This is a genomic window from Allostella sp. (assembly GCF_041913585.1).
GTDB lineage: Bacteria > Pseudomonadota > Alphaproteobacteria > ATCC43930 > Allostellaceae > Allostella.
Genome location: NZ_JAYSFE010000142.1, coordinates 1 through 10,936 on the forward strand (window position 1 = coordinate 1; position 10,936 = coordinate 10,936).

Below are 10,936 nucleotides of genomic sequence, written 5' to 3' on the forward strand. Positions count from 1 at the left end.
CCGGGTACTGGCGGTCATGGTCGTAGAACCAGGTGCAGACCTCGGTCGTGATGGTGAAGCCGGGCGGGACGGGCAGCCCGAGGCTGCTCATCTCGGCCAGGTTGGCACCCTTGCCGCCCAGCAGGTCGCGCATCTCGGCGCGCCCCTCCGCCTTGCCGTCGCCGAAGGTGTACACCCATCTCGTCATGATCGCTCTCAACCCTCGATGCGTGAGAAGTCCGCGACGCTGTCGAGCGTGCGGCGGATTTCCGACAGGAGCCGCAGCCGGTTCGCGCGGAGCGCGGGATCGGCGGCGTTGACGGTGACCCGGTCGAAGAACGCGTCGACCGGCCCGCGTAGTCCGGCGACCGAACGCATGGCCTCGGCCCAGCGTTCCGCGGCGACGGCGGCGCGCACCGCCGGCAGCGCCTCGGCCAGCGCCGCGCCGAGCGCCGCCTCCTCGGGCTCGGCCAGCGCCGCGCGGTCGACCGCGCCGTCGTGGGGGCCGTCCTTCTTCTCCTCGATGCGGACGATGTTCGAGGCGCGGCGATAGGCGACGAGCAGGTTGGCGCCGTCCTCGCTGCCGAGGAAGGTGCCGAGGGCGGCGACGCGCGCGAGCAGACGGACGATGTCGTCCTCCCCGCCGGTGCCGAAGACCGCCGAGACGAGGTCGTGGCGCACGCCTTCGTTGCGCAGGTGGACCTTGAGCCGGTCGCCGAGGAAGTCGAGCAGGGCGGGGGCGACGGTGGCCGGTCCCGCGTCGCCCAGCACCGGCCGGTAGAGCCCGAGGGCGATGTCGAACAGCGGGGCGAGCGGGACCCGCAACCCATTCTCGACGATCAGGCGGATGACGCCGAGTGCCGCCCGGCGCAGGGCGAAGGGGTCCTTGGAGCCGGTCGGCTTCTCGTCGATGGCGAAGAAGCCGACCAGCGCGTCGATCTTGTCGGCGAGTGCGACGGCGACCGCCACCGGCTGCGACGGGCAGCGGTCGTTGGGGCCGAGCGGGGAATAGTGCTGGGCGATCGCCTCCGCCACCTCCTCGCGCTCGCCGTCGTGGCGGGCGTAGTAGCGGCCCATGATCCCCTGGAGCTCGGGGAACTCGCCGACCATGCCGGAGGTGAGGTCGGCCTTGGCGAGGCCGGCGGCCGCCCGGGCGAGGTCGCGGTCGCAGCCGGGGATGGCGGGGGCGAGTTCGGCCGCCAGGGCCTGGAGGCGCGCCACCCGTTCGCCCATGGTGCCGAGCCTCGCATGGAACACGACCTTGTCCAGCGCCGGCACCCGGTCGCCGAGCGGCAGCCTGCGGTCCTGGTCCCAGAAGAACTTGGCGTCCGACAGGCGGGCCCGCAGCACCCGCTCGTTGCCGGAGACGATCGCCGCGCCGCCGTCGGCGGCCGCCATGTTGGCGACGACGAGGAAGCGCGGCGCGAGGCTGCCGTCGGCGCGGTCGAGGGCGAAATATTTCTGGTGGGTGCGCATCGAGGTGACCAGCACCTCGGCCGGCACGTCCATGAAGGCGTCGGCGATGCGGCCGATCAGCACCACCGGCCATTCGACGAGGCCGGCGACCTCGGCCAGCAGGCCCGGGTCCTCGCGCAGCGCCAGCCCCTCGGCCGCGGCCAGCGCCCGGGCCGCCTCCAGGATCGTCCGCTGGCGGTCGGCCGGGTCGAGGATGACCTTTGCCGCCGCGAGCTTCGCCTTCAGGTCGGTGCAGCCGGTGACGGCGAACTCCGCCGGCGCCAGGAAGCGGTGACCGCTCGAACGGTCGCAGAAGGGCAGGCGGGTCGCCTCGTCGAGGACGAGATCGCCCGCGAGCGGCCGGCCGTCGAAGAGGCAGAGGGCACGGTGCAGCGGCCGGACCCAGCGGAACTGGGAATGGCCGAAGCGCATCGATTTCGGCCAGGGCAGCTGGGTCACCGCCTGGGTGACGATGGCGGGCAGCACGTCGGCGGCGGCGCGGCCGGCCTTGCGGAGGACGGCGAACCAGAACTCGCCCTTATCGGTGGCGCGCTTCTCGCATTGGTCCAGGCTGGCGACGCCGGCGGCGCGCAGGAAGCCGTCGATCGCCGGCTGGGCGGCGCCGACGCGCGGGCCCTTGCGCTCCTCGGCGAGGTCGGGCTGCGCCTCGGGTACGCCGTCGAAGACGACGACGAGGCGGCGGGGCGTGGCGAAGGCGCGGCCGCCGTCATGGGCGAGGCCGGCCCTGGCGAGCCCGTCGGCGAGCAGCTGGCGCAGGTCGTCGGCGGCGCGGGCCTGCATGCGCGCCGGGATCTCCTCGGAGAAGAGCTCGAGCAGCAGTTCGGCCATGGCTCAGGCCCCCGCTTCGCCCGACTGGGCCTGGGCGAGTTCGCCCGCCAGCCAGGCCTCGCAGCAGCCCTTCGCCAGCGCCCGCACCCGGCCGATATAGGCGGCGCGCTCGGTGACGCTGATGACGCCGCGGGCGTCGAGCAGGTTGAAGGTGTGGCTCGCCTTAATGCACTGGTCGTAGGCGGGGAGCGCCAGCCTGGCGTCGAGCAGGCTCTGGCACTCGCGCTCGGCATCGACGAAGTGGCGCAGCAGGAGCCCGGTGTCGGCGCGCTCGAAGTTGAAGGCCGAGAACTCGCGCTCGTTGCGCAGGAAGACGTCCCCATAGGTGATGCGGCCGGGGCCCTGGACGCCGTTGAACTCGAGGTCGTAGATGCTGTCGGCGCCCTGGATGTACATCGCCAGCCGTTCCAGCCCGTAGGTCAGCTCGGTCGAAACCGGGTTGCACTCGATGCCGCCGACCTGCTGGAAATAGGTGTACTGGCTGACTTCCATGCCGTCGCACCAGACCTCCCAGCCGAGGCCCCAGGCGCCGAGCGTCGGGCTCTCCCAGTCGTCCTCGACGAAGCGGATGTCGTGCGCCAAGGGGTCGATGCCGAGCCGCTTCAGGCTTTCCAGATAGAGTGCCTGGCTGTCGGGCGGCGACGGCTTCAGGATGACCTGGAACTGGTAGTAGTGCTGCAACCGGTTCGGATTCTCGCCGTAGCGCCCGTCGGTCGGCCGGCGCGAGGGCTGGACGTAGGCGGCGCGCCAGGGGCGGGGCCCCAGCGCCCGCAGCGTCGTCGCCGGATGGAACGTGCCGGCGCCCACTTCCACGTCGTGCGGCTGCAGGATGACGCAGCCCTGTTCTGCCCAGAAATTCTGCAGCGTGAGGATCAGCGACTGGAAGCTGAGGCCGGTTCCCCGACCGCGGACGCCGTTGGAGGCCATTGAAATCGGGTCCCTGACGAATTTGTGCGGCGCAACCTAAACATGGCCCCATGGAGGGTCAAGCAAGCGGCAGGCGCCGCCGTCCTGGGCATCCGGGCCTTCTTGCCGCAGCCGGCGCCCGGCAGGGCGGACGGGCCGCGACCGTGCCACGCGACCGGCACTCCTGCCGGCGGTCCGGCTCAGAGCGCGGCGTCGACCGTCGCGCGGGTGAAGGACTCGATGTAGTCCATCAGCCGGTCGGACGCCTCGGCAGCCTTCGCCTCGTCGCCGGCGGCGATCGCCTCGGCGACGGCGCCGTGCAGGCGCGCCGACAGCGGCAGGTCGGCCACCTGCTTGTAGTGGTGGTACCAGTAGCGCCGCGACAGGCCATGCATCAGGCTCATCGCGCCGGCCGCAAACTCGTTGCGCGCGGCCTCGGTCACCAGCCCGTTGAAGGCCTGGTCGAGGCGCATGAAGGCGATGTCGTCCTCCTCGCTGGCGGCCCTGGCCATGCCGGTCGCGATGGTGCGGAACCGCGCCCGCTCGGCCTCGGTCGCGCGCTTGGCGGCGCGCCGCGCCAGCAGGCGCTCGAGCTCCCGCCGCGTCTCGATCAGGCGGAGCTGGGTCAGGGCGTTGATCTCCGAGACGACGATGCCCCGGCGCGGCAGGATGACCACCAGGCGCTCGCGCGCCAGCCGCTGCAGGGCCTCGCGGATCGGCGTCCGCCCGATGCCGAGCCGGCGACTGAGCTCGGCCTCCGAGACCCCGGAGCCGGGCGCGAGCTGGAGCGTGACCATCAGCTCTTCCAACCGCCGGTAGGCGGTTTCGGTCAGGCTCTGGCCCTCGGCCTCCGCGGGGTCGGGCTTGCGGCGCCTCGGATTCCGGGTCGGGGTGCGCGTCATCCCGGCGTGAGTAGCATCTTCGGCAGCCACAGGACCACGCCCGGGAACGACAGCACGATCGCCAGCGTCACCAGCTGCAGCCCGATGAAGGGCAGCACGCCCCGATACATGTGGCCGGTCGTGATCTCGGGTGGGCTGATGGCGCGGAAATAGAAGATGGCGGGCGCCATCGGCGGCGACAGGTAGCTCGTCTGGATGACGATCAGGAGCGCGATGCAGAACCACACCATGTCGATGCCGGCGCCGGTCAGCAGTGGCGAGAAGATCGGCACCAGGATGAGGACGATCGAGATCCAGTCGAGGAAGAACCCGGCGAGGAAGGCGAGGAAGAGGACGATGCCGAGCAGGCCCCAGGGGCCGAGCGACAGGCTGTTCACCAGTTCCTGGGCGACGGCGATGCCGCCGGCGCCGACGAAGGCGCCCGTCATCATGCTGCCGCCGAGGATGATCGCCATGATCATGGTCGAGATCAGCAGCGTCTTCATCACCGCCTCGTGCAGCACGCGCAGCGTGAAGGTGCCGTAGAAGATGGTGAGGACGACCGAGCCGGCCGCCCCCAGGGCCGCCGCCTCGGTCGGCGCCGCCCAGCCGAGCATGATCGAGCCGAGGACGGCGAAGATCATGCAGAGCGGCGGCACGAGCGCGCGGGCAGTGACGCGCAGCTTCTCGCCGAGCGGCGGATCGTCCGGACCGGGCGGAATCCGCGGCCCGGCCGACGGCCGCAGCCAGCACAGGACGAGGATGTAGACGATGTAGGACCCGGCCATGATGAGGCCGGGGAAGATCATCCCGACAAGCAGGTCGCCCACCGAGACGTTGGCGAGCGGCCCCATGATGACGACGACGACCGAGGGCGGGATGATGGTGCCGAGCGAGCCGCCGGCGCAGATCGTGCCGACCACCAGTTCCTTGTTGTAGGCGTAGCGCATCATCACCGGGATCGCGAGCAGGCCGATGACGGTCTCGGTCGCGCCGACGACGCCGCTGGAGGCGGCGAAGACGATGCACATGAGGACGGTGCCGACCGCGAGTCCGCCCGGCAGGCGCCGGGTCCACAGGTGAATCGCCTCGAACAGCCGGTTGGCGATGCCCGAGCGCTCCATCATCGTCCCCATGAAGACGAAGAGCGGCACCGCGGCGAGCACGAAGTTGGAGGCGACGTCCTCGATCTTCTCCGAGACCTGGAAGACGAAGGCCCAGCCGAAGGTCCAGACGCCGAAGACGAAGGCCGTCGCCATCATCGAGAAGGCGACCGGGAAGCCGGCGAAGAGCAGGACCAGGAGGAAGGGGAAGAGCAGCAGCGAGGTGTAGTCCATCAGCGCCGCTCCGGGGGTCGGCCGAGGAGGATCATGGCGGCGCGCGCCGCCTCGGCCGCGGCCTGGAGGGTCAGCATGGCGAAGCTGACCAGGAAGACGGTGCGGAAGGGCCAGATCGGCGGGTTCCAGGCCGACTGGCCGGTGCGCTCGCCGGACTGCATGGCGTGGATCGCCCGGTCGTCGAGGGTCGTGGTGACCCAGACGAGGAAGGGGATGAGCAGGACGAGATAGCCGAAGAGGTCGACGAGCGCGCGCCGGCGCGGCGACATGCCGAGATAGAGCACGTCGATCCGGATATGGGCGCCGCGCGCCAGCGCGTAGGCCATCCCCAGCATCCAGCCCGAGCCGGTCAGGAGATAGGCCAGTTCGTAGGCCCAGATGGTCGGCGCGCCGAAGACGTAGCGCGCGACGACCTCGTAGCAGAGGGCGATGACCAGCGGCGCCAGGAGCCAGGCCGCGAGCACGCCCACCACCGTGCTCAGGCGGTCGATCGCCCGGCAGACGGCATCCATCCCAGATCATCTCCCCCCTGGAGCGGCCGGGCGGCGCTCCCGCCCGGCTGCCCCCGTGTGCCGGCCGGTCAGCCTTCTTTCACCAGCACGTTGCGCCAGCGGTTCGCCCCCTTCCACTCGGCCTCGAAGGCGAGCTGGCTGTCGAGGATCTTCTTGAACCAGGCGTTCTTCTCGCCCTGCTTCCGGGCCCACTCGATGGCCACGCGCTTGGTCTCGTACTGGACCTCGGGGGCGAGCTCGATGATCTCGTTGCCGGCCTTGCGGTAGACGTCGAGGGACTTGGCGTCCTCGACGCCGATGCGCGTCCAGCTCTCGAAGGTGGTGAGCTTGGCGGCGATCTCGACCAGCTTCTGGTCGCGCTCCGGCAGCTTTGCCCAGGCGGCCTTGTTGATGCACAGCTCGAACGGCGCGGTCGGCTGGTGGACGCCCGGGATGATCAGGTACTTGGCGACCTTGTAGAAGCCGGGCGAGAGGTTCTCCCAGAGCGTGCCCCACTCGGTCGCGTCGATGACGCCGCGCTCGAGGGCGGGATAGATCTCGCCGCCCGCGGTCGTCACCGGGGCCGCTCCCATCTCCTTCGCCATGTCGAGCCAGGCGCCGGCGGTCCGCAGCTTCAGACCCTTCATGTCGGCCAGCGTCCGGACGGGCTTGCGGGAATGGAGGAAGACCTCGGCGGTGCGGATGAAGAGCGGCAGCGAGACGATGCCCGCCGTCTCGTCGCGGAACTGGCGCTGCATCTGGGCACCGCCCGCCTCGTAGAGCCAGTGCAGCATGCGCTCGGAATCGAAGCTTCCGGCATAGCCGCCGAGCAGCACCGTGGTGGTGTCCGCACCCCAGTCGTAGCCCATCCAGGTGTGGCCCATCTCGGCGATGCCGTTCTTCACCGTCTCCGAGACCTTGAGCGCATTGCCGAGCGCGCCGCCCGGGAACACCTGGACCTTGAGCCGGCCCTCGGTGAGCTGCGCCACCCGATCGGCGAAGGCCTTGGCGCCGATGTCCATCAAGGGCCCGCCCGGCCAGGCGGTGGCCATCTTCCAGCTCAGGGTCTGGGCCACGGCGGAGCGCACGACGGCGGGTGCCGCCAGCGCGCCCGCCCCCAGCCCGGCCATGGTGAGACCCGACAGCGCCTTGCGGCGCGACACTTCCAGCTTCGTCATCGTCCCCTCCCGAGATCGCGGTCTAGCGCCGCTCGCGATGCCGCCGTCCGGCGGCCCGCTGATATATTCGTGGTATGCGAATGGTATTCTATACGCGGGCATTGCTCCGGCGCAAAGACGAAGGCGCCGGTCCCGGTCCGGAATCAGAGCCGGCGCAGCGCCTCGGCGATGTCGTCGGAGGTCAGTTCCCAGGCATTGTCCAGTTCGGCCACCACCGCCCGCATGAACGCCTCGTGCAGGGCGAGCGCCCTTGCGTCGTCGCCGAGATGGTCGGCGAGCAGGGCGAGGGCCAGTTGCTGCGGCCCGGCGCCTTCGTAGGTCCATTCGAAGCCGGCCGGCGACAGCCGGCGGAGATCGTAGCGCGGGTCGAGTGGGCGGCCGTCGACCGTCACCACCGCGCCGGCCAGGCTGCGGCTGCCCTCGTAGAGCTTCATCGCCAGTTCCTCCCTGATCCGTCTATGGTCGCCTGCCCCGCCACCTGCCGAGGCCGACGCCGATGATCGCCGTGATGTTCGAGGTCGAAATGGTCGAAGGGCGCGCCGAGCGCTACTTCGAACTGGCCGCCGCACTCCGTCGCGAGGCGGAACAGATCGACGGTTTCCTCTCGGTCGAGCGCTTCGAGAGCCTGTCGCGCCCGGGCCGCTACGTCTCGCTGTCCTTCTGGCGCGACATGGCGGCGGTCGATCGCTGGCGCGCGCATGCGCAGCACCGGGCGGCCCAGGCGGAAGGCAAGGAATCGATCATCCGCGACTTCCGCATCCGCGTCGCCGAGGTCGTGCGCGACTACACGCTGGCCGACCGCAAGGCCTGATCGCAGCCACCCTGACGGAGCCCCCATGTCGTCGCTGCCCAAGGTGCGCGTCACCTTCGAGATCTATCCCGATTCGCTGGAGATGCTGGCCGAGGTCGCCCGCCGCTACGGGATGGCCGACCCCTCCAAGGCGCTGCGCTGCCTCCTCGACTATGCCGCGACTGACGGCGACTGGCCGGCCATCTTCGAGGAGGTGCGTTGCCGCCGCTGCGGCTGAGGCCTACCCGGCGTAGGCGCGGATCGGCGCCTCGCCGCCGCTCTCCTCCTGCTGCAGGGCGAAGATCGAGCTGTAGCCGCCCGACCAGTCGGGCGGCAGCAGGCACGGCCGCGGGTCGTGATGGGCCCAGCGCGCCTTGCCGCCGCGCACCGGGAAATGCTCCCAGCGCGACTTGATGGGGTTGCCCGTGTAGGCCATGGCGTCCGCCGAGGCGAGGGTCGCGAGGAGGAGCGGGCGGTCGGCCGGCGAGTCGTTGACCGCACTGCCATGGATGGTGCGGCAATGATGGATGGTGAGCGAGCCGGCGGGGCCGCAGAGATAGACGGCGCGGTCGAGCGGGACCTTGGCGAGGTCCGCCTCCTGCAGGCAGCCCGTCCACTGCCCCTTGTCGTTGTACTGGTCGAAGAGCGGGCCGTCGTGGCTGCCGGGGATGACGCCGAGCGCGCCATTCTCCATGCCGCAGTCGTGGATGTAGGTGCCGATCGTCAGCAGCGAATAGTTGGTGTGCGGCCAGAACTGGATGTCCTGGTGCCACTTCACCTCGGTGCCGCCCTCGGCCGATTTGAAGTTGAGCTTGGAGTGGTGGAACTTGACGTCGGGCCCGAGGAGGTCGGCAGCGATGTCGCCCAGCATGTCGCGCACATAGTCCCAGTAGACCGGATGATGGTCGCAGGGCGCCGACAGCCGGCGCAGCCGCGGCCGGACCGCCGAATGGCCGTTCTCCAGGTCCCACACCGCGTCCGACCGCGTCACCTTGCGGCTGCGGTCGACCATCTCGGCGGTCGTCCGGCGCAGCAGTTCCACCGTCTCCATCGGGATGATGCGCTCGAGCAGCAGGTAGCCGTCGCGGAAGTAGGCCTCGCGCTGCGCCTGGGTGAGCTTGCGCGGCGGATGGGACAGGATGTCTTCGGGCGTCATCGGCAGGCTCTCCCGCGGCAGGCGGCGCCTCGTCGGGCGCCGCTCGTTGGATACCGCTGATATATTAGTGCGCGCCGGCCGGCCGTGCAATCGACCGCGGCCGGCGCTTCGATTGACGCTCCTCGGACCGCTCCCCTAATGTCGCCGCCAACAAGAGGGCGCCGGCCGCCGATCGGCCGCAAGCGGCCCCCTGTGCTTTCGCTCGGGAGGAACGGAATGAAGATCGAGACCATGCGGGGCGGCGCCGTCGCGGCGGCGCTGCTCCTGGCTGCAGGCGGTGCCGTGGCGGCCGAGAAGGTGCCGGACACGATGGTCTGGAGCACCTACGACGTCGGCTCGACCGGCTATGTCGAGGCGTCCGCCGTCGCCGACGCCTTCGGCAAGAAGTACGGGACCCGGGTCCGCCTCCAGCCCTCGGGCACCTCGATCGGCCGACTGCTGCCGCTGAAGACGAAGCGGGTCAGCTACGCCTGGCTCGCCAACGAGGCCTATTTCGCCGCCGAGGGGCTCTACGACTTCGCCGCGCCCGACTGGGGGCCGCAGGACCTGCGGGTGATGCTCGGCCGGGTCAACGGCTTCAGCGTCGTCGCGACCAAGGTCAGCGGCATCACCGACGTCGCCAGCCTCAAGGGCAAGCGCTTCGCCTACGTCGCCGCCAATGCCTCCGTCAACGTCAAGATCGACGGGCTGCTCGCCTTCGCCGACCTGACCTGGAAGGACATGGTACTGGTGCCGTTCCCGAACTACGGGGCGAGCCTGAAGGCGCTGGTCGAGGGCAAGGCCGACGCCGCCGGCGCCGCGCCCAACGCCGCCACCCTCTACGAACTGGCGTCCTCTCCCAACGGCATCACCTGGGTGCCGCTGCCGGCCGACAACGCCAAGGGCTGGACGGCGGTGCAGAAGGCGGTGCCGTTCCTCGAGCCCTTCAACGACACGATCGGCGCCGGCATCTCCGCGGAAAAGCCGGCGGCGGTCATGGGCTACCGCTATCCGATGGTCACCATCTATGCCGAGGCGGACGCGGGCGAGGTCTATGCCGTCACCAAGGCGCTGATCGACACCTACGACCTCTACAAGGACGTGAACCCGATCATGCCGCGGTGGCACGTCTCCAAGTCGGGGACGCCGCCGATGGACGCGGCCTTCCACGACGGCGCCGTCCGGGCGCTCAAGGAAGCCGGCGTCTGGACGCCGGCGAGCCAGGCCTGGCAGGACAAGGCGCTGAAGCGGCAGAAGGCGCTGCAGGCGGCCTGGGCGCAGGCGACGGCCGACGCCAAGGCCAGGAACGTCCCGGCCGAAGGGTTCGCCAAGTTCTGGGAAGAGTACCGGACGAAGGCGCTGGCGGCCCTGTGAGCCGGCCGGCGATCCAATCCGCCCAGGGATGCCCGTGTCGGCCGCGACACGGGCATCGTTCGATCCGGAGAGCCGCAAGCCGATGACCGACGCCACCGATGGCACGATTCCGCCCGATCCGGAGGCGCGGTCGGCGCGTCTGCGCGGACCCGCGTTCGTCGCGGTCGCCCTGCTCACCGCCGCCGGCCTGCTGCTCTCGGTCAACCAGGTGTTCAATCTCGGCCTCTCCGGCGTCCGCCCGATCAGCACCGCCTACTACTACCTGATGATCGGCATCTTCCTGTCGGTCGCCTTCCTCGCCTTCCCGGCCCATCGCCGGTTCGCCGGCCACGCCCCGTTCTTCGACTACCTCCTCGGACTGGCCGCGATCGGGGTCACCCTCTATCTCGCCGTCGAGGCGCAGACGATCATCTCCAGCGGCTGGGACATCCTCGCGCCGACCCTGCCGACGGTGCTGGCCGGGGTCCTCTGCCTGCTGGTGCTGGAGGGCATCCGCCGAACCGGCGGGCCGATCCTCTTCACGGTCGCGGTCGTCTTCTTCCTCTACCCGCTCTATGCCGG

At 70.4% G+C, this 10,936-nt stretch carries 12 protein-coding genes and 1 pseudogene; 4 read left to right on the forward strand and 9 right to left on the reverse strand.

The genetic code is table 11. The annotated features are described in order from the left end of the window. From ACE3Q3_RS20370 to ACE3Q3_RS20405, 8 genes are all read right to left on the reverse strand, one after another. The coding region (locus ACE3Q3_RS20370) for a PEP/pyruvate-binding domain-containing protein (RefSeq protein WP_374449077.1) at nt 1-187 on the reverse strand (187 nt) is incomplete at its 3' end. A gap of 8 nt (nt 188-195) precedes the next feature. After that, on the reverse strand, nt 196-2,283 hold the full coding sequence (glyS, locus tag ACE3Q3_RS20375) for a glycine--tRNA ligase subunit beta (RefSeq protein ID WP_374449078.1): 2,088 nt from the start codon (nt 2,281-2,283) through the stop codon (nt 196-198). A 3-nt stretch (nt 2,284-2,286) separates the two neighbouring features. Then, the gene (locus tag ACE3Q3_RS20380) at nt 2,287-3,210 is read right to left on the reverse strand and encodes a glycine--tRNA ligase subunit alpha (protein ID WP_374449079.1); all 924 of its coding nucleotides are present in this window, start codon (nt 3,208-3,210) and stop codon (nt 2,287-2,289) included. A gap of 179 nt (nt 3,211-3,389) precedes the next feature. After that, the gene (locus ACE3Q3_RS20385) at nt 3,390-4,091 is read right to left on the reverse strand and encodes a GntR family transcriptional regulator (RefSeq protein WP_374449080.1); all 702 of its coding nucleotides are present in this window, start codon (nt 4,089-4,091) and stop codon (nt 3,390-3,392) included. Next, nucleotides 4,088-5,407, reverse strand: a complete 1,320-nt coding sequence (locus tag ACE3Q3_RS20390; RefSeq protein WP_374449081.1) for a TRAP transporter large permease subunit — start codon at nt 5,405-5,407, stop codon at nt 4,088-4,090. Before ACE3Q3_RS20390 ends, ACE3Q3_RS20385 begins: the two co-directional genes overlap by 4 nt. Continuing rightward, entirely contained in the window at nt 5,407-5,919 is a 513-nt protein-coding gene (locus ACE3Q3_RS20395) for a TRAP transporter small permease subunit (protein WP_374449082.1), read from the reverse strand. The genes ACE3Q3_RS20390 and ACE3Q3_RS20395 overlap by 1 nt, the downstream gene beginning before the upstream one ends. Before the next feature lie 68 nt (nt 5,920-5,987). After that, complete coding sequence (gene dctP, locus ACE3Q3_RS20400) at nt 5,988-7,076, reverse strand: TRAP transporter substrate-binding protein DctP (RefSeq protein WP_374449083.1); 1,089 nt, start codon at nt 7,074-7,076, stop codon at nt 5,988-5,990. Nucleotides 7,077-7,219: 143 nt separating this feature from the next. Continuing rightward, nucleotides 7,220-7,510 (reverse strand): DUF6166 domain-containing protein, encoded by a 291-nt coding sequence (locus ACE3Q3_RS20405; protein ID WP_374449084.1) that lies wholly within the window; start codon nt 7,508-7,510, stop codon nt 7,220-7,222. 62 nt (nt 7,511-7,572) lie between these two features. On the opposite strand from ACE3Q3_RS20405, the gene ACE3Q3_RS20410 reads away from it, so the two are divergent. Both ACE3Q3_RS20410 and ACE3Q3_RS20415 read left to right on the forward strand, forming a co-directional pair. Beyond that, the gene (locus ACE3Q3_RS20410; RefSeq protein ID WP_374449085.1) at nt 7,573-7,887 is read left to right on the forward strand and encodes an antibiotic biosynthesis monooxygenase; all 315 of its coding nucleotides are present in this window, start codon (nt 7,573-7,575) and stop codon (nt 7,885-7,887) included. Nucleotides 7,888-7,912: 25 nt separating this feature from the next. Then, nucleotides 7,913-8,104: a hypothetical protein gene (locus tag ACE3Q3_RS20415; protein ID WP_374449086.1), complete on the forward strand. Its 192-nt coding sequence runs from the start codon at nt 7,913-7,915 to the stop codon at nt 8,102-8,104. Between the two features lie 3 nt (nt 8,105-8,107). On the opposite strand, the gene ACE3Q3_RS20420 is transcribed toward ACE3Q3_RS20415, so the two are convergent. Beyond that, nucleotides 8,108-9,022: a phytanoyl-CoA dioxygenase family protein gene (locus tag ACE3Q3_RS20420; RefSeq protein ID WP_374449087.1), complete on the reverse strand. Its 915-nt coding sequence runs from the start codon at nt 9,020-9,022 to the stop codon at nt 8,108-8,110. Between the two features lie 216 nt (nt 9,023-9,238). On the opposite strand from ACE3Q3_RS20420, the gene ACE3Q3_RS20425 reads away from it, so the two are divergent. Further along, nucleotides 9,239-10,375: a TAXI family TRAP transporter solute-binding subunit gene (locus ACE3Q3_RS20425; RefSeq protein WP_374449088.1), complete on the forward strand. Its 1,137-nt coding sequence runs from the start codon at nt 9,239-9,241 to the stop codon at nt 10,373-10,375. 82 nt (nt 10,376-10,457) lie between these two features. Then, nucleotides 10,458-10,936 (forward strand): annotated as a pseudogene (locus tag ACE3Q3_RS20430) (TRAP transporter permease); the annotation flags it as partial.